The organism is Variovorax sp. E3 (assembly GCF_016082275.1).
Classification (GTDB): domain Bacteria; phylum Pseudomonadota; class Gammaproteobacteria; order Burkholderiales; family Burkholderiaceae_C; genus Variovorax.
Genome location: NZ_MOWM01000155.1, coordinates 1 through 19,064 on the forward strand (window position 1 = coordinate 1; position 19,064 = coordinate 19,064).

Below are 19,064 nucleotides of genomic sequence, written 5' to 3' on the forward strand. Positions count from 1 at the left end.
CCGAGGGCGCATCGGCCGCGTCGGCCTGCAGGCGCGGCGTGTCGAAGCCGTCCACGCGCACTTCGAGCATCTGCTCGGCGCGGTCGCGCCACACGCGCAGGCGGATGCTGTCGCCCGGCGTCTGCTCGGCAATGAAGCCCAGCGCGTCGGCCGCCTGCACCACCTCGCGCCCCTGCACCGACACGATCACGTCGCCCGGCTTGAGCCCGCCCTTGTCGGCCGCGCCGCGCGGCTCCACGTAGTTGACCAGCGCGCCGGCCGGACGCGGCAACCGGAAGGTGTCGGCCAGCGCCTGCCCCACCTCCTGCACCGACACGCCGATGCGCCCGCGCGTGACGGTGCCGGTCGACAGCAGCTGGTCCTTGATGCGCATGGCCGCGTCGATGGGAATCGCGAACGACAGGCCCTGGTAGCCGCCGCTCTTGCTGTAGATGCGCGAGTTGATGCCGATGACTTCGCCGCGCAGGTTGAACAGCGGGCCGCCCGAGTTGCCGGGGTTGATCGGCACGTCGGTCTGCAGGAACTGCATGTACTCGCGCCCGGCAGCAACCGCCCCTTGGCGCTGACGATGCCGGCGGTGACGGAATTGCCGAAGCCGTAGGGCGAGCCGATGGCCACCACGCCGTCGCCGGGCTCCACGCTCGACGGCTCGCCGATGCGGACCGTGGGCAGGCCGGTGGCGTCGATCTTGAGCAGCGCCACGTCGGCCACGGCGTCGAGGCCGATGAGGCGGGCCTTGAATTCGCGGCGGTCGGGCAGCTTGACGTTGATCTGGGTGCCGCGCGCGACGACGTGCGCGTTGGTGAGGATGAGCCCGTCGTCGCTCACGAGGAAGCCGGTGCCCAGGCTGCTCTCGTCGGCCTCCGCCTGCTGCGGCGGCGTGCCGGGCACGCGCAGCAGCCAGCGGTCGCTGAAGCGGCGCGCCGGGGCCGAGGGGCGCTCCACGCCGATGTGGACCACGGCGGGGCCGTAGGCTTTCACGAGCTGCGACAGGCCCGAGGCCGGCCAGGGCATGGCGGCCTGCAGCGGCAGGGCTTGTGCGAGGCCTGCGATGACCACCGCCGTTACCAGCAAGGAGCGCGCGCTTCTTTTCATCTCAGTTCTGTTGCCTTCAGGGCGGGTGCACAGGACACCGGGTACTCCCCTCCGCGAATGTCCCCCGCTTCGCCCTCCTCCTTTATTTCGCTGCGGGGAGCACCCGATGCCCTGTGCACGGTGGGCGCGGTCGTCGCATCCTTGGATCGACGGGCGCGCGGATTGGTCACGCCTTGAAAAAGGTTTGAGCCGTGGCCTCATCTCAGGTGTTGGTGACGAAGCTCAAGGTCAGCTGCAGCACCATCGGCTGGCGCATGTCGCGCGGCGGCGCTTCGGCCAGCGGCTGCGCGGTCAGCAGCGAGCGCAAGTCGGCATCGGCCTGTGCATTGCCCAGCGAGTCAAAGGCCACGCGCTCGACTTTGCCGTTGGGCGCGACCCACACGCGCACGACCACCGGTGCCGGCGGCGCCGTCTGGCCTTCCTTGAGCATGCGCTCCTGCATCCATGCGTGCAGGCGTACCACGGTTTCGTTGGCGGGGTCGCTCAGCGACGACTGCAGCTGGTTGCCGGCCAGGTTGGCATAGCTGATCCAGTGCTGCGGCACCTGCTGCTGCGTCTGCGCCGGGGCGGCGATGGGCACGGTGGCGCTGGCGATGCCCAGGCCGAGCCAGCCGAGCGCCAGGCGCAGGCGAGCCCAGCGGGGTTTGTTTTTCGAGGCGGAAGCGTTCATGGGTGTTCGTGAAAGGAAGAAGGCTCAGCCGCACAGCACGCCGACCGACAGGGTCGACGCGCGGTGCGGCGGGCGATTGCATCGGGCTCAACTGGGGACTGTCGCTGGCTGCGAAGGCGATGCCGTGACGGTCCAGGAACTGCCGCACCCGCGACGCCGGCACCGCGCGCACCTGCGTGGCGCCCGTCACGCCGCTGGCCGAGGCCGCGCGGCTCAGCACCATGCCGCTCGCATGCGGCGCCGCGGCCACGCGCTCCACCACCACGCCCAGCAGCAGGCCGTCGCTCCGAGCACCGCGCTGCCACTGGCGCCGGGCTTCACGCCCGAGAGCAGCTGCAGGCCCTCGGCGCCGGGCACGGTCATGGCGTTGCTGAGCAAGGCGGAGCGGTTGGGCAGGTTCTGCAGCACCGCATAGGCCTCGGTGAACACGCCGACGCTTTGCGCGGGCGCGGCGTCGCCGAGCGCGAGCGTGGCGCTGAGGTAAGGCTTGAGGGTGGTGCGCAGCACCGCGAGATCGAGCTCCGGGCTCTCGGCGATCACGCTGGCCTGCGAGACGTGGCCGCCCTTGAGGGCGAAGAGCGAATGGCAGCCCGACACGGCATGCCGCGCGGTGAGCACGTCGCCGGCTTCGTTGAGGAAGACGCCGCTGGCGTTGGCTTCGGGCGGCTGGATGTTGTTGATGCTGCTGCTGGTGTCCGCGAAGGCGGTGGTGGATGCCAGGAGCCATGCTGCAAGCAGCGGCAGGCAAAGGCGGACGAAGAAGTTGGCGGGGGGCATGAAGGCAATCGCGGAGGCTCTGCGTCTAAGACGGAATGCGGCCCGCCGGACTGCCGTTTGTCATAAAAACTTCATGTAAAGCACGCGGCCAGAAGCGCCTCACGCATGTTGTGGCTTGGCGAGCGCGCGTTCCGAAGCAGACAAGTGCTTGCACAGGTGATCGACGAAAACGCGGACCTTGGGTGACAGGTGCCGGCTCGACGGCCAGAGCGCCCGGAACTGGCCGCTGGTACTGAGCGGCTCTTCGAGCACGGTAAGAAGCCGGCCATCCGCGAGCATGTCGCGCGCCAGGAAGTCCGGCATGCAGGCGATACCCAACCCGCGCAACGTGGCGCCCAGCACCGCTTCCATGTTGTTGCATGCGAGGACCGTGCGAAGCCGGGTCTCGGCATCGGCGGTGGATTGCAGCATCGGCCACGCCAGCAACTTGCCGGAATTGGGGTGGCGAAAACGGACCGTGGCGTGTTGCGCCAGATCGCTTGCCACGCGCGGTGTGCCGCGGCGCGCCAGGTAATCCGGGGATGCCCAAAGCAGCAGCCGAAAGGAATTCAGAGGCCTCGATACAAGGCGTGAATCGGGCGGGTCGCCGCTGCGGATCGCAACGTCGACGCCCTCGTCGATCAGGTCCACGGTGCGGTCGGTGAAATTGATGTCGAGTTCGACCTCCGGGTAGCGCGCGACGAAATCCGGAATCACGGGCAGGAGGAAGTGATAGCCGACGATCGGCGCGCTGACGCGCAGCCGGCCGCGCGGCACCTCTTTCGCGTGCGACAGCATCGCCTGCGCGTCATCGAGGTCATCGAGTATGCGACGGCAGCGCTCATGGAACAGCCGACCCTCTTCGGTCAGCTGGATGCGGCGCGTGCTTCGCTGCAGAAGGCGCACGCCCATTTCCTGTTCGAGGCGGGCAACGCCTTTGCCGATGGCCGACGCCGACAGCTCCAGCGCGCGGCCTGCCGCGACGAAGCTGCCGAGTTCGGCGGCCTTCACGAAGGCCAGCAGACCGCTGAGTTTGTCCATCCGGAAATACCTGCGCTATTGCGGCGTTCCATTCCGTTTCGAACGGACATGTCGCCTCTTTCCTGGCTATTCGCGCCAGTCTACCGTTGCCTTCCCACAGGCGATGGTCGAAAAAGGAATTCGCGGCAATGGAGACCTCAGGCTTGCTGATCGCGCACCAGGACACGGATCGATACCGCATCGACCGCAAGGGCAAGATCCTGAAATATGCGCTGCTCGTTGCGCTCCTGGTGCTGCCGCTGCTGCTGCAACAGGCCGGCACGCACTGGGTCCGAATTGCCGACACCTGCCTGCTGTATGTGATGCTGGCCCTGGGCGCGAACGTCGTGGTGGGCCATGCGGGCCTGCTGGACCTTGGCTATGTGGCGTTCTATGCCATTGGCGCCTACATGTTCGCGCTGCTGACCTCGCCCCACCTGGTCGACCACTTTGCGTGGATTGCCGCGATGTTCCCGCTGGGCCTGCATGCGCCCTGGTGGATCACGATACCGCTCGGCGCCATGCTCGCCGCGTTGCTGGGAACGCTCTTCGGCGCGCCCACGCTGAAACTGCGGGGCGACTACCTGGCCATCGTGACGCTGGGCTTCGGCGAGATCGTCCGGCTGCTCATCAGCAACCTCAGCCATCCGGTCAACATCACCAACGGCGCCAAGGGTATGGGGCCCAATGACTCGATCAGCATCTTCGGCCTCGACCTGGGCAAGCCCCTCGTGTTGGGCACCTATCAGGTCGCCTCGGTCACGCTGTACTACTACCTGTTCCTGGCGCTTGTGTGGGTCACGGTGACGATCTGCCATCGCCTGCAGCACTCGCGAATCGGCAGGGCCTGGATGGCCATCCGCGACGACGAGGTCGTGGCCCAGGCGATGGGCATCAACGCCCGGAACATGAAGCTGCTGGCCTTCGGAATCGGCGCCAGCTTCGGCGGTGTTTCCGGGGCGATGTTCGGTGCCTTTCAGGGCTTCATTTCGCCTGAAGCTTTCGGCCTGCAGGAGTCGGTGATCATCGTCGCGATGGTGGTCTTCGGCGGCATCGGGCACCTCCCCGGCGTGATTCTCGGCGCGCTGCTGCTCACCGCCTTGCCGGAAGCGCTTCGCTACGTCGCGGGTCCGTTGCAGACCATGACGGACGGCCGGCTCGACGCAGGCATCCTTCGCCCCTTGCTGATCTCGCTGGCCATGATCCTCACCATGCTCGTGCGGCCGCACGGGCTGTGGCCCGCGCCGGAGCATGGCAAGCCACGCTGGGGACGGTGACACCTGCCCTCGGGCCCTCTTGCGTTCGCAGTGGGCTCGATGGACCTCGGCCGGATGCTGTCGAAACTTCAAGGCATACCCCACCGTTAGGATGCCGCATGGACCATCCCCTCACCCATCGGATCGCGAGGATCCGCTCGGAACTCGACCGCCTCAAGGCGGCCGACTTGAAGACAACCATCGTCGATCTCGGTGACCGCGAAGTCGTCGGGTATCGCTGCAGGATCCACGGGGCCGCCGTGCATCGCTACGAACTCGTGGCCCCGGTGAACCCCGATGCCCTCGCCACCTTCGAGAACCATCTGGGAACCCGGCTGCCACCCGAGTACCGCGAATGGATCACCCAGGTGAGCGACGGCGGCGCCGGACCGATGCTCGGCGTGTTCCCCCTGGCCAAGGAAGCCGAGGACGCGGCCGTCGACCATGCCGCCGATTTCCCGTTCACCGCGGCGCACCCCTGCGCGCCGGCGCCCGAGGACTCCGACGAGGAATGGTCGAGCGACATCGGCAAGATCCACCGCGGCGTGACCTTCCTCGCCAACGAGGGAGACGGCATGTACAACCTTCTGGTGCTGCGCGGCCCTGCCGCGGGGCAGGTCTGGTGGCACAGCTACGAGCACGCATCCGCAACGCCAATTCTTCATCCCGGGACTCGCGCGCCGCTCACCTTCCTCGACTGGTACGAGCTATGGCTGGAGCGCGCGCTGGACCCGAACCTCGAACAGGTCGCAAGCTTCGGCGAGTTCGTCTAACCGCTCGCGGCGCGAAGCCGTGGACGGCCGGCTTCTCGACCGTCCACGGGCCGCCCGCCCTCACTGCCCCAGCAACTGCCGCTCCCGCGCCGTGAGCTTCGCCTTCTGCGCCTCGGGCAGCGCCCCGCGCCCCAGCACCTGCACCGGGCTGTTCACGTCGTAGCCGACCTTGGTGGCCACGGCGCGCGGCTCGGCCGGTGCCGAGGCGCCGGCTTCTTCGTTGCCGAAGCCCAGCACGCGCACCGTGAACACCGAGGGCAGGCTCTGCCGCGTCGCCGCGCGTTCGCGCTGCAGCACGTCCTGCGCGGCAACCGCAGCCTGCGATGCGGCGGCGCTGGCGTTGGTGAGCGCGCCCACGTTCACCGCCGCGATCGTCGGGATGCCCACCGACTCGCCCTTGACCGCGATGTTGGCCGCATTGACCACCTGCAGCGCCGCCAGGTTCACATTGCCCGACACGCGGATGCCGGCCTCGCCCGCGTCGATGGTGCCCAGCGGCGCGATCAGGTCGATGTCGCCGGCCGGCACTTCCGGAATCGGCGCCAGCGTGGCAATGCCCGCGCCGGTGCTCGGCACGTTCGACGACAGGGTCACGTTGCCCCACTGGTCGTATTCGCGCTTGGGCGGCGTGTAGACCACCGTGGTCTTGGAGCCGCGCCCGGCGTGATGTCGCCTTCGGCCGACCATCCGAGGATGTGCCCGCCGAAGGTGGTCATGATGCGGCTCTGGCCCAGCAGGATGCTGCCCAGCGAGTACAGCGAGATGTCGCCCTTGCCTTGCGTGATGACCCCGGGCGTGATGCCGCCCTTGGCCACCGGCGCATTGCCCTCGATGCCGAACAGCTGCATTCCGCCCGGCGTCAGCATCTGGATATTGCCGCCGAACAGCGTGTTGACGCCGGACGGGCCGTACATCGTGATGCCGCCGCGGTAGCTGACGGCATGACCGGCGGCGTCGGCCTCGGGGAACAGCGCCGCGATGGCGTTGCGCCCACGCAGGTAGCTGCCGTAGCGCGCGCCGTCCGCGTCGTTGTACTCGCGCCCGCCGGCCTTCAGCTCGGCGAAGTACACCTGCCGCGCGAACACGCGCTGCTGCTCGGCGGGCAATGCGTCGAAGAAGGCCTGCGCCTCGTCCGCCGTGCCGCTGAAGCCCAGGCCGTTGTTCCTGTCGGCGAGCCATTCACGCAATTCGGCTTCGTAGGTCTTCACGACCTTGCCCGGCTGGTCGGCCAGCGGCGTGCCGGCCTGGGCGCGGTTGGCCGCATCGAGGTAGCGCGCGAGGAAGCCCGCGTAGTCGGCGCCCTGCGCGCCGGTGCCGGCCATCATGGCGATGCTCGCGCCCGGGCGCTTGTCGCCCGGCGTCACCGGGCCCAGGCTGGCGACGGAAGCGCGGTCTTCCATGACGATGTTGCGGCCCGCCGTGACCTCCAATGTGCCGGGGCCCGCCACGTTGAAGCTGCTGTACAGGATGTCGCGGCCCGCGACCATGCGCGAGACGTCCTGCGCATGGCCGTGGACGGCCAGGTTGCCGCTGGAGTTCGCGTCGTTCTTCGCGCCTGTGCCCAGGCTCACGGGGGTGGGCCGTCCGAGCTCGTGCCCGCGCTCACGATGTCGCGCCCCGCGATCACCCAGGCCGGCGCGGCGGCCTCGTACCAGGTCGCGCCGTCCCTGCGCTGCAGGATCTCGCCGCTTCGCAGGCCGACGATGTCGCCGTTCAGCGCATAGAAGCGCGCCGGCGTGGTCGGCGTACTCGGCGCGCCGGCCGCCCCGAGCGCATAGGTCTCGGGGACGAAGGCGAACAGCCGGAACGGGTCGGTGCGCGCGTTCACCTCCAGGCCGCCGGCGCCCAGGTTGTCGGCCACGCGCTGGTTGCCGTTGAAGCCGGCGAACGCGGGCTTCAGCGGACCGGGCATCTGCGCCGGGTCCGCGCCCGACTGGTTGATGGCGTAGTTGCCCATGTACATCGAGTCGCCGGCCAGCAGCTCGAGCTGGCCGCTGCGCGACGGCGCGAGCAGCAGCGAGTACCGCGAGGTGGACTCGTTGGTGCCCACATCCGCCGCATTGGCCGAGGAGCCGCTGTAGATGCTGCCGCCCGCGGCCACCGCGCGCAGGATCGCCGGGTAGACGAAGCGGAAGTCGGTGGGCGCGACGTTGGTGCCGGTGACGATGCTGGTGGCCGTGCCCTCGCTCATCTGCGTGCTGGGCGTGAGGCTGCCGCCGGCCGAGAACAGGTCGATGGCGGTGCGCTCGGTCCACAGCGAGAACCAGCTCAGGCCGCCGCCGCCGTACGACGCGAAGGGCGAGCTGTTCATCAGGCGCACGCGGCCGGGGTCGCCCGCACCGCCCACCACCAGGTCGCCCAGGGTGTCGATGCGCATGGCCGAGTCGCCGGGCATCAGCACGAGGCCGCCGGTCGACTCGGCGCGGTTCGAGGTGAAGGGGTCGAAGGCGCGCGGGTCCTTCATGTCGCGCCCGCCCAGGATCATGCCGCCGACCGAGGCCGCGCTCAGCTGCGTGGCGCCGCGCAGGTTGACCAGCGCGCCCTGCAGGTCGTGGTTCGGCTTGTCGGTGCCGTTGGCATTGCCGCGCGCCAGCTGCGAGCTGTTGACGCCGCCGCCGATGCGCACGTCGATGTCGCCGCCGCCGGTGAGCACGAGGCTGCCGTCGTCGGCCACGCGGCCGGTGCTGCCGACCGCCACCACCAGGCCCTGGCTGCGCGCCGTGCCCTTGCGCTCGAGCATGCCGGCGTTGCCGCCGGCCTGCACCTGCACGTTGCCGCCGCCGAGCGTGCCGAAGCCGGTGAAGCCCACCAGCGAGGGCTTGGCGTCGACGCCCAGGTTGCCGCTCGGGTCGACGGCGTAGCTGCCGAAGTTGATCCACCACGCGGTCGGCAGCTGCGCGCTGCCGTCGCCCTGGCGCCAGAGCCAGTTGCCCACCGCCACGCTCGACTTCTGCACCACGTCGTTGTTGAGCGGGGTGAGCATGTCGCTCGTGATGTCGCCACCCGCGCGCACCAGCAGGTTGCCGCCGGCCTCGGGGACCAGCCGCTGGTAGGCGCGGGCGTCGCCCGCCACCAGCGATTCGTAGTCGGCGCCACCGGTGCCCAGCACGCTGGTGGCGCCCGGCGCGGTGCCGCGCGCCTGGTTGTAGCGGGGCGCGACACCCGCGGACTGCGTGCCCGCGGTGTAGATGCCGTAGAGCGAGCGCACGTCCACGTCGCCCGAGGCGACCAGGTCGAGGTCGCCGGTGCCGGTGCGCACCACGCTGATGCCCTGTCCGTGGGCGGCGAGGGCTTTCACCGCGCTGCCGTAGTCGATGCAGTTCTCGGGCGTGGACACGCAGACCGGCAGGAACTCCTCGGGAACCGGTGTGCCTCCCGTGAAGCCGAAGCCATTGTCGGGCGACCATGCGATGCCGCTCTTGCTGACGCAGTTGCCCGGGTCGATCATCGGGCACAGCCCCTCTTCTTCCGGCGTCACCGGCCGCCCCGGGGGCATGCCCCAGTTGTTGAATTCCGACCAGACCAGCGTGCCGCCGCCCTGGGTGACGGTGGCGCGGTAGTGCGTGTCGGCCAGGCGCAGGCTGCCGGCGCCGGCCAGCGCGATGCGCGTGTCGGCGGCGCCCAGGTCGGCGCCGGCCACCAGCCGCACCGACCACGACTCGCTGCCGGCCGCGAGCATCGGTGCCAGCGCCCAGTTGCGCCCGCGCGTGCCGTCGCTGTCGGGGCGCAGTTCGATGTAGCCCACGCCGCTCTCGAGCACGACCCGGGTGGTCGACGGAATGAGCGCGCCGCGCTGCAGCTCGAGCGTGCCGCCGAGCAGCACGTTGCGGCGCGCGACGTCGTTCTCGAACGCGACCGGCAGCGGCACGCCCTTGGGCCAGCGCATGGCGGCCAGCGCGGTGCCCTTGGGCAGCGCCATGCCGGCGCCCAGCTGCGTGCCCGCGGGCAGCACCATGGCCTCTTTCAGCAAGGTGCCGCGCGCATGCAGCAGGTTGCCCGAGGCGTCGCGCACGTCGCCGGACAGCACGGTGCCCGCGGGCACCGTGAACGGTTGTGCCAGTGCCCCGGCGGCGGGCAGCCGCACGGCCTCGCCCAGCGTGAGCGCCTGCATCGGCAGGTCGTAGTTCAGCGTGGCACCCGACGGAAACGCCGTGCCCTCGGCCAGGCGCACGCCGCCGATCGGCAGCACCAGGTCGCCGTTGTAGGGCTGCACGCCCGGCACCAGCGCCCAGCCGTTCTCCTCGGGCGCAGCGGCGGCGGCGCGAAGCCGTCGTTGATGCTGCCGTAGATGTCCATGTTGCCCGCGGCGCGCAGCACCAGGCTGCCCGCCTCGCCCGAACCGTACACGCCGGTCTTCTGCGTGCGCGGGTTGAGGCTGGCGTAGCGATAGCTCGACAGGTCGAGGTCGCCCTGCACCACCAGGTCTTTGTCGGTGACGATCTGCACGCCGGGGCGCAGGTGCAGCGCGTCGGCATAGGTGGGGTTGTTCAGGCCGGCGAGCTTGCCGTGCAGCAGCGCGCCGTTGGCGAGCGCGGCGTCCATGAACTTCGTGCTCTGTTCGTGCTTGTGGTCCAGGTAGGCCTGCGTGATCTCGCGGTACGGACGCCCGCTCACGGAATCCAGCCCGTCCTTGATGACGGCCAAGGGATCGGTGTCGTCGTAGCGCCAGACGGCGTTGACCGCGATGGAGCGTGCGCCGTCGATGGCCAGGCCGCCGCTGGCGTCGATGCGGATGTCGCCGCTGGTCTCGCCGGTGCGCGCCGCGTACAGCTCCAGCGTGCCGCGCTTCTGGCCGTCGTGCTGGCCAGGCTGGCTGCCGACGGCGGCGCTGGTGCCGTGGCGCAGGTCGATGCGCGCGCCGCCGGCCAGCGTGAGCACGCCGTCGCCGCCGTCGAGCTCGACCATGGCGCGGTTGGGCGCGTCGATGATCTTGCCGCGGCTGTCCACGCGCAGCACCGTGCCGTGCGCGTCGAGCAAGGCACTGGCGCCGATCGTCAGGCCGTTCTTGCCCGCCAGGCGGATGCTGCCCACGCGTTCGCCGCTGGCGTCGATGGTGCCCAGCACCGCGAGGCTGCCGTTGTCGACGGACACGCTCACCTCGCCGGCCTTCAGGCCGTCGCCGATGACGAGGTCGCCCTGCTTCAGCTGGAAGCTGCGGCTGCCGGACACCGCGCCGTCGTTCAGGCGCTGGTTGAGCGCCGCGAACTGGTCGCTCAGCGTGCCGCTGTCGCCCAGGCGCTGCGCGCGGATGTCCACGCCGCCCGCCTTGAACGGCACCATCGTGCCGCCCGCGTCGTAGTGGCCGCTGCTCGCGCCGAGGATGCGGCCCCGCAGGTCCACCACGCCGGCCGACGCGCCGAGCGCCACGGCCTTGAGCGTGCCGGCGCGGTTGCCCTGCGCCGACAGGTCGATGGTGGCGCCCGCCGCCTGGCGGATGCCGCCGGCCTGGCTCTCCAGGCCGACGTCGCCGCCCCAGCTGAACTTGTCGACGTCGTTGAAGGACAGCTTGCGGCCCGAGACATCGATGAGCGCGCCGTCGGCCAGCGTGAGGTCGTCCTGCGCCGTCATCGCGAGCTTGCCGCTGGGTAGCACGATGGCCGAGTCCAGCACGATGCTGCGCGCGTTGAACGCGAGGTCCGCGCCCAATGCCTGGATGCGTTTGGCCGCGTCGGCGTCGAGCCGGCCGCCCTCGGGCGCGCCGATGCGCAAGGTGCCGCCGGCGGTGATGCGGCCGACCGAGCCCGCGTCGCCCGTGACCAGCGGCGTCGTGATCTCCAGGTTGCCGCCGCTGTAGGCGTAGCCCTTGCCTTCTTCATAGGCGCCCTGGCTCTGGTAGACCGACAGGCTGCCCTTGCGGTTGGTGCTCAGGCGCTCGCTGGCGCCCAGCTTCACGGTGGCGAAGCCGAGCGCAAGGCGCGCATCGTCGTCCTGGCCGTTGCTCACGGTGTGGGGCGCGCCGCCAAGGTCGATGCGCGCCGCCTGGATGTCGAGCGTGCCGCTGCCGGTGCCCGCGCCGCCGCTGATCACCGTGCCGGGAAGCTGGGTCGCGCCGCTCCAGATCAGGTTCTGCGTGCGGATGGTCGCCACGTCGCCCGCGCCGCCCGCGCCGTAGATCGCGGGCGTGCTGAGCACCAGCGAGTCGACCCGCGACTTGCCGGTGGCCGGGTCGATGGTGTCGAGCGTGACGTTGCCGTAGAAGTTGATGGCGTCGCGCACGGTGAGCGTGAGCGATTCGAGCGCCGGCGCGCCGGTGCTGGTGTCGCCGTTCAGCAGGCGCTGCAGCAGGTCCTGCGTCAGCGTGAGGCCGCCGGCGAGCACGCCGCGCGCCTGCGCGTCGGCCAGCGACTGCCTGGTGCCCGCGTTCACGCCGCTCACCGCCAGCGCGAGGTGGCGCGTGCCGTAGCGCGCGGCCTCGTCGAGTTCGAAGGCGCCGTTGGTGGCCGCCGTGATCGTGCCCTCCGAATAGAAGGTGCTGCTTCTGTCGCAAGACGGCAGCGCGCACACGCCCAGGCGGATCGAGCCCGTGCTGCCGATGGCGGGCGCCTGCGGCGCCAGCACGTCGAGCCGGCCGTTCGACACGGCCAGCAGGCTCGTGGTGCCGGGCTGGTAGACGAAGCCCGAGGATGCGTCGTAGATCGCGTCGCCCCGGCCCAGCGTGGAGATGCCGGCACCGGCCTCGACGACCAGGTCGCGGCCCGCCAGGAAAACCTCCGGCGCCTGCAGCGAGGCACCCGCGCGCAGCACCACGTCACTGGCCGGCGAGGAGAAGTTGACATAGCGCCCCTGCTGGCCGTAGACCACCAGCGGCGTCGCGCCGACCACCAGCCGGCCGGCGCCGAGCACGTTGAGCGTGTCCGCACGGACCGAGGCGCCGTCGAAGCCCGGCGTATGGCGCTGGCCCGCACCCAGCACCTCGATGCTCCCGCCGAGCACCAGGGCCGTGCCGCCGCGGCCGCCCTGCGCCGCCTGGAAGCGGGCCAGGCCCTCGAAGTTCAGGGATACGTCGTCGTTGCCTCTGCTCAGCACGAAAGCCAGCGATCCGGCATCGGCCGGCAGCACCGCGCGCGGCACGCCCAGGCGCGCGGCGTCGGCGCGCACGAAATCGGCATAGCTCGTTTCGTTGTACTGCGCATAGGTGCGCAGCACGGCGGCCGGCGTCAGGATCACCTGGCTGGACAGGCTGTCGCGCAGGCCCGTGCCGGCCACCGACAGCTGGCCGCTGCTCGACCAGGAACCGTTGCGCATCGCCAGCGGCTGCGCGCCGGCGCCCTTGCTTCCGGGGGCGCCGTTGAGCTCCACGCGGAAGGCGCCCGGCAGCAGCGCATAGGTCGACGGCATCAGCGTGTAGGTGCCCGCGGGCAGGCCCGGCACCCCGGCGCCGATGGTGATCTGCCGCCCGATGCCCGCCTTCGACGCGCCCGCCGGGCCGCCGGCCGGCGCGGCCAGCGGCTGCACGCCGGGAACGATGGCATACACCGCATTGGTGGACAGCGACGGCAGCGAGAAGCGGCCGTCGGCGCCTATCTGCATGAGCGGATGGAAGCGCGCGTCGGTCGAGCCGCCGCGGCCCGCCACGAAGCCCGCGCCGGTGAGCTCGCCGCCGCCCGAAAGATCGAGCAGCGCGCCCGCCTGCACGTCCACCAGTTCGGCGCCCAGGCGGATGCCCGCGCCGCTGTCGGCGCCCTTGAGCGCCGCCGGGCGGCCGTCGTATTGGTAGGCGATGCCGTCGGTGGTGCCGCCATAAGGCATGACCAGCCCCGCGCCGCTGACCGACGTGATGCTGCCCGGCAGCAGCGCCACGCGCTTCGTGCCCTGCGAGTTGTCGGTGCCCAGGGTGATGTTGCCGAGCGGCGCGCGGATCACGCCGCCCTGCTCGATCACCGCGGCGGCGAATTCGAGCGACCCGAAGGCCGAATACGGAACGCCGGCCGGCACCTCGCCGCGGCGCTCGATGCGCAGCACGCTGCCAGGGTCATAGACAGGCCTGAGCACCACCGGGTCCATGCGGTAGCCCGCGTTCACCTGCGCGATGGCCCCGGTCTCCGGATAGAGCTGCGCCGCGGCGAGCGTGAGGCTGCCGCGCGTCCACAGGCGCGAGCGCGCATCGGCGTTGTTGGGCGCGAGGAAGCGGATGTCGCCGTCGCTTGCCAGCTCGACGTTCTCGAAGCCACGCCGCTCGACGCGCACCGGCGTGAGTTCGGTGTGTTCGGCATAGCTGCCCGAGGTGCCGAAGGAAATGCCGTTGCCCAGGTCGAGCATCCGGCCCGCCTGCACCGAGAACGCCGCCTTGGAGTCCAGCGGCGTCATGCCGTGCTGGATGCCGGGACGCACCGCGCCACTGCCCGCCGCGTAGTACAAGCCGGTGCCCGACAGCTTGACGTAGGGCGCCGCCAGCTGCACGCGCGCATTGGCAATGGACGACTCGGCCAGCGAGAGCGAGCTCGAGAAAAGCGACAGGCTCTGGCCCATGCGCAGGCTCACGTCGCCGTCGAAGGACAACTGGCCGTTGGCCAGCAGCGCGAGGTTGTCGAAACCGCCGGCGCTCAACCGGTCGGCCGAGAGCCGGGTCTTGCCATAGCGCAGCGCCGCGTCCGCCTGGCCGGGCGCCAGGTCCTGCGCCAGCAGCGGCGCCTGCGATTGCACCAGCGTCAGCTCGCGCGGGACGATGGTCGCCTGCTGCGCCCGGTCCAGGCCGGTGCTGCGGTACAGCGGCGATTCGAGCGCGATGTCCAGCGAGCCGCCCGCCGCGCCCGCGCCGCCGGCCGCCGCGCGCAGCGAGCCGTCGATGTACAGGCCGAGGTACGAGCTCAGCGAGATGCGCCCGCCGTCGGTGGCGATGTTGGTGCGCCCCTGGCCCGGCACATCGAGCGTCGCCTGCGCGCCGGAGGCGTCGAGCCTGGCGCCCGGCCGCACGATCACGTGGGCGTCGGCCGAACTGGCGATGGCGCGGTCGCGGTCGATCACGCCGCCGATCACGATGTTGCCGCCGGCATCCACATCGCCGTAGCGACGGCCGTGCGCATCGACGGCCGTGCGCGCGCGGCCCGACACGTCGAGCACGGCGTTGTCGCCGATCCAGATCGAGCGCGTGTGCACCTTGCCGTCGGCCTGCGGCGTTTCCTGGGCCGGATCGACCAGGCCGTATTGCTGCTGGCGCACGTCGATGCTGCCGCCGTGCGCGACGAGCGTCGCGTCGACGGTGATCTGGCCCGCGCCGCGCAGCGCGATGGTCTGCCCGGGATCGACCTCGATGCGCGCACCGCGCCCGATGAGCAGCGAGCCGGTCAGGGGATCGATCTCGCCGAGCAGGCTGCGGCCCGCCTGCAGGGTCAGGCTCGCGCCCTTGCGCTGCAGCAGCACGCCCTTGGCCGCGTCTTCCTGGTAGAGCGGCTGGGCCCACAGCGCCAGCGCTTGCGCGGAACCGCCGGCGGTCGGCACGCTGCGCGCGTCGTCCCTGAAGCGGTACACGGGCATCGTCACGTCGACCTGCGTACCCTCGGCCACGCTCAGGCCGTCGCCGCCGACGACCTCGTAGGCGGAGAAGCCCTTGTCGAAGAAGTTGCCGCCCAGCACCAGCGTGCCGGCGTCGGTGCCGCCTGCCTGGTCGGAGATCAGCACCTTGGCCGCCTCCAGCGACAACGTGCCGCCGCCCGCCACGCCGTAGCCGCGCAACCGCGCTTCGGGGTCCAGGCGAAGGCTGCCCGTGCGCGTGGTGGTCGCCAGCCGCACGCTGCCGCCCTTGCCGCCCTGTGTCTTGCCGCCCATGCGCATGACCGCGCCCGAGGTCACGTCGATCGCGCTGCCGCGTTGCAGCGCCACGTCGCCGCTGGCGCGAATCGCCACGCTGCCGCCGTTCGCATAGGCGACGTCCTGCGCGAACGGGTCGAGCTCCAGGTTGCTCCACAGGCCGCTGGCGTCCAGCGTCACGCCGTCGGCCAGCATGACATTGCCCAAGGGCTTCGCCGGGTTGACGAGCATGTCGACCCGGCCGCTGACGCCCACCTGGGAGAGCACGTTGCCCAGCGCCATGCTGCCGCCGTGGGCCGTCAGGTTCGCCTGAACCGCGACGTCGTTGCCGTACAGCGTGATGTTGCCGCCCGAGGCCACCCGCAGGTCGGCGTTGACCTCGATCTTCTCGCGCGCGGCGATGCGCACGGCGCCCAGCGCCATGCCGTTGAGTTGCGCGGTGTCGAGCACCAGCTTGTCCTTGCGCTCGGCGGGCAGGGCCGTGTCGAGGTCCAGCGCGGCGGCGATGCGCTCGGCGGTCTCCTTGAGCTCCACCCGGTCCAGCGCGGCGGTCAGCACGTGGTTCAGCGCACCGTTGCGCCGGTCGAACATCGGCATGTAGTCGCCGATGACGAGCTGACCCCGCTGCGAGGCCGCGTTGTGCGACTGGTTGTAGCCGTCCACGTCCGCCTGCGGCGCCTGGGTCTGCCGCGCGCCCTGGAAGGCTTCGCTGGTGATGTCTCCCTCGAGCACCGCCGCGCCGGTGGCAACGACCAGCTTGCCGGCGTCGCGCCCGACGGTGTAGCCGTTCTCCAGCCGCTTCTGCGGGCCGATCAGCGGGTTGTAGAAGTAGCCCGTGTTCTTGTCGCCCCAGCGCTTGTGCTCGTCCTCGAAGCCGCGGTAGAGCCCTTCGTAGCGCTGGTCGCCCGGCGCCTTCGACACCTCGTAGAGGCGCCCGTCCGCGCCCTTGAGCCAGGTCTGGCGGATGAAGCCCGTCTGCACATTGAGCGTGCCGCCCGAGAGGTTGATGTTCGACCCCGCCTGGGTCACCACCTCCGCGCCGCCGAAGCTGACGGTGCCGCCCTGCGCCATCCACTCGCCGACGGTGTGGCCCTCGGTGCCGAGATAGCCGCCCACTTCCAGCAGGCCGCCCGCCGTGTACCAGCGGTCGCTGGCGTAGCCGTTGGTGCCCTTGGGCACCAGCACCAGGCTGCGCCGGTCGATCCACACGTCGAGGTTGTTCAGGCTCTTGCCGTCGCGGTTGAGCGGCGCGTCGCGCTGCTCGTTGCCCTGCACGTTGACCTTGACGTTGTTGCTCTCCATCGCCAGGTTCACGCCCACCGCGCCCGAGACGTCGATCTTCGCGCGGTCGCGCACCAGGCTGCGCGCGGCCGCCGTGACCGCGATCTGGCCGCCCGTGGCCAGCGTCAGCGAGTCGGCCTGGAAGTCGACCGTGCCGCTGCTGGCGATCTCGATGCGCGACTGGTCGCGCCGGTCGCGCACCGCCGTCACGTCCTGGTTGGAGTCAGGCAACGCGGGCCCGCGCAGGCCGTCGCGCTGGCTGTTCAGCGCAGTGGTCTGCCCGTCGTCCTCGATCGCCACGACGGTGGCGGCGCCCGGGCCGAGCGTGACCTTGCCGTCCGCACCCAGCGCATTGAGGTGGACCGTGCCGCGCGTGTTGACCGTGGTGGTGGCAACGGCCACGCCGTTTTGCCGCACGTCGCGCCCGGCCATCGTCACGTCGCCTTCGCGCGCGACGATCAGCCCGGTGTTGGTGACCTTGCCCGCGAGGCTGTCGGTGTTGAACTGCGGCGTGACCTCGTTGCCGCGGGTGCTGGAGGCCTGGTTGCCGCCGGTGCCCGCGCCCTTCTTGATGAGGAAGCTGTCGCCCGCGGCAAGCGCCGCCTGGCCCCTCGGCGTGGCGATGTCGCCGGCGTTGTGCACTTCCTGGCCGACCAGCAGCACGTAGCCGCCGCCGTCCGTCGAAATCGTCGGGGCGCGCGTGGCGATGCGGGCGCCCGCCTGCACTTCCACCTTGCCTTGCGCGCTGCTGAAGGTGGGCGTGGTGCCGTTCGAGTAGATGCCGTTGGCACCGAACTGCGCGTCGGAGATGTGCGCGGCGGCCGCCACGAGGTTGCGCGTGTCGACCTGGCTGGTGCCGCTGAACACGATGCCGTTGCGGTTGGCGATGAGCACCGTGCCGTCGCCCTTGACCTGCCCCTGGATGCGCGAGGGCCGCGCGGCCGGATCGTTCACGCGGTTGAGCACGGCCCAGTCGGCCTGCTGCTTGAATTCGACCGTCGTGTTCTTGCCGACGTTGAAGGTCTCCCAGTTCAGGATGGCCTTGTCGCCGGTCTGCTGCACCGTCACCGTGGTGCGGCCGGCGGCGCTGTCGGCCTTGGGCGCCAGCGCGTTGTGCCAGCCGGCCGTGAGGCTGTTGCTGTCGACCTTCAGGCCGCCGTCTGCCAGGCCGTCGGGCACGTCGCCGCCGGCGTTCTGTGCAGCCAGACGCGCCGCTGCCTGCGCCGCCTGCTGCGCGGCAATCGCTTGCGCCGCAAGGTTGAGGTTGCCGAGCGAACGCTGCAGCTGTTCGTTGGCCTTTTGCTGCTGCGCGAGCGGGTTCGTCAGCAGCGACGCGGGCGTGCCGTTGGGCAGGTAGCCCGTGGCCGCGGCGGTGCCCTGCGCCACGTTCTTCTGCGCCATCCACGCGGCGCTGAATGCGCGCTGCGCGTGTGCGTTGCCGGCCAGTCCCGCCATGGCCAGTGCGATGGCGGCCGCGTGCGCGACCGGTGCGCGGCGGAATGTCTGTTTGCTCATTTCATACCCCAGAGGAAAACCCGTTCGCGTGATTGCGTGGCGCGGCGGCATTGCGGCGCCGTGCTCTGGTTAAGAGACCGGGCTCGCCGGATGCGACCGACACGGTCATTGCAAAAGACAGGAAAAATTTCCGGAGTGACGGGAGCGGCTTTGTTTTTCACGGCCGTGTCACGAAGCGCGTGCAGGCGTGCACACGCACTGCCGGCGCGCTGATTCAGCCGAGCAGCACGATGCCGGCCGGCAGCGTCGTGACCTTGGCGCCGTAGCTCGCGCCGATCAGCGTCTCGACGCGCGCGAGCTGCTCCAGCCGCAGCCGCGCCTGCACCTTGCGCCGGCCCAGCTCGGCGTTGGTGACGATCAGCCGGCCGGGGCGGTAGCGGTTGATCTCGTCGACCACGGCCGCCAGCGGCGTGTCGTTGAACACCAGCACGCGGTCGCGCCATGCGTTCACCGCCGAGAGGTCGGGCGTGCGCGCCACCTCGGCGCGGCGCTCGCCGTAGTTGAGCTGCTGCGCCTCGCGCGCGACCAGCACGCGGCCGCCGTAGTCCAGCTCGACCGAGCCGGCCAGGCAGGTCACGCACACCTCGGGGCCGGTGGCGCGCACGTTGAAGCGGCTGCCCGCTGCGGCCACCAGCTTGCCGCCGCCGACCGTCAGCGTGAACGGCGCGGCGCGCGCGCTATCGAGCAGCACCTGCGCCTCGCCCGCCAGCAGGTCGAGCGCGGCGGGTTCGCCTTCGGCGGTGCGCGCGAGGTTGAAGCTGGTCTGCGTGTTCATCTCGACCACCACCGAATCGGCCAGCACCACCTGGCGCTGCTCGCCGGTGGCGGTGCTGTAGTCGGCCGTCATGTCGGACAGCGCGGGCCACAGCCGGGCCGGTGGGCGCACCACCACGAAAGCCGTCACGCCGGCCGCCAGCGCGGCGCCCAGGAAGTAGCGGCGCCCGGGGTGCG

10 protein-coding genes and 1 pseudogene are annotated in these 19,064 nt (G+C 70.9%); 2 read left to right on the forward strand and 9 right to left on the reverse strand.

Translation table 11 applies throughout. From position 1 onward, the window contains the following. The 4 genes and pseudogenes from BMG07_RS45200 to BMG07_RS33590 all read right to left on the reverse strand — a co-directional run. A pseudogene (locus BMG07_RS45200) lies at nucleotides 1-1,009 on the reverse strand (S1C family serine protease); the annotation flags it as partial. Nucleotides 1,010-1,297: 288 nt separating this feature from the next. After that, nucleotides 1,298-1,765 (reverse strand): YbaB/EbfC family DNA-binding protein, encoded by a 468-nt coding sequence (locus tag BMG07_RS33580; RefSeq protein WP_198088129.1) that lies wholly within the window; start codon nucleotides 1,763-1,765, stop codon nucleotides 1,298-1,300. Nucleotides 1,766-1,978: 213 nt separating this feature from the next. Then, on the reverse strand, nucleotides 1,979-2,542 hold the full coding sequence (locus BMG07_RS33585; RefSeq protein WP_198088130.1) for a serine protease: 564 nt from the start codon (nucleotides 2,540-2,542) through the stop codon (nucleotides 1,979-1,981). 99 nt (nucleotides 2,543-2,641) lie between these two features. After that, complete coding sequence (locus tag BMG07_RS33590; protein WP_198088131.1) at nucleotides 2,642-3,562, reverse strand: LysR family transcriptional regulator; 921 nt, start codon at nucleotides 3,560-3,562, stop codon at nucleotides 2,642-2,644. 128 nt (nucleotides 3,563-3,690) lie between these two features. On the opposite strand from BMG07_RS33590, the gene BMG07_RS33595 reads away from it, so the two are divergent. Together BMG07_RS33595 and BMG07_RS33600 are read left to right on the forward strand one after the other, a co-directional pair. Continuing rightward, nucleotides 3,691-4,818: a branched-chain amino acid ABC transporter permease gene (locus BMG07_RS33595; RefSeq protein ID WP_198088132.1), complete on the forward strand. Its 1,128-nt coding sequence runs from the start codon at nucleotides 3,691-3,693 to the stop codon at nucleotides 4,816-4,818. A gap of 98 nt (nucleotides 4,819-4,916) precedes the next feature. Then, the gene (locus BMG07_RS33600) at nucleotides 4,917-5,570 is read left to right on the forward strand and encodes an SMI1/KNR4 family protein (RefSeq protein WP_198088133.1); all 654 of its coding nucleotides are present in this window, start codon (nucleotides 4,917-4,919) and stop codon (nucleotides 5,568-5,570) included. Nucleotides 5,571-5,630: 60 nt separating this feature from the next. Here BMG07_RS33600 and BMG07_RS43300 read toward each other — a convergent pair whose 3' ends face one another. The 5 genes from BMG07_RS43300 to BMG07_RS33610 form a co-directional block, all read right to left on the reverse strand. Beyond that, complete coding sequence (locus BMG07_RS43300; protein WP_307867188.1) at nucleotides 5,631-6,209, reverse strand: filamentous hemagglutinin family protein; 579 nt, start codon at nucleotides 6,207-6,209, stop codon at nucleotides 5,631-5,633. Continuing rightward, entirely contained in the window at nucleotides 6,161-7,141 is a 981-nt protein-coding gene (locus BMG07_RS43305) for a hypothetical protein (RefSeq protein WP_269759644.1), read from the reverse strand. The genes BMG07_RS43300 and BMG07_RS43305 overlap by 49 nt, the downstream gene beginning before the upstream one ends. After that, nucleotides 7,138-9,783 carry a hypothetical protein gene (locus BMG07_RS43310; RefSeq protein WP_269759645.1) on the reverse strand — a complete coding sequence of 882 codons (2,646 nt, stop codon included), beginning with the start codon at nucleotides 9,781-9,783 and terminating at the stop codon, nucleotides 7,138-7,140. The genes BMG07_RS43305 and BMG07_RS43310 overlap by 4 nt, the downstream gene beginning before the upstream one ends. Beyond that, nucleotides 9,696-18,113, reverse strand: coding sequence for a filamentous hemagglutinin N-terminal domain-containing protein (locus tag BMG07_RS33605; protein WP_269759646.1), 8,418 nt, complete (start codon nucleotides 18,111-18,113; stop codon nucleotides 9,696-9,698). Before BMG07_RS33605 ends, BMG07_RS43310 begins: the two co-directional genes overlap by 88 nt. A gap of 214 nt (nucleotides 18,114-18,327) precedes the next feature. Further along, nucleotides 18,328-19,064, reverse strand: a 737-nt coding sequence (locus BMG07_RS33610) for a FecR family protein (protein ID WP_198088134.1), incomplete at its 5' end; no start/stop codon positions are given.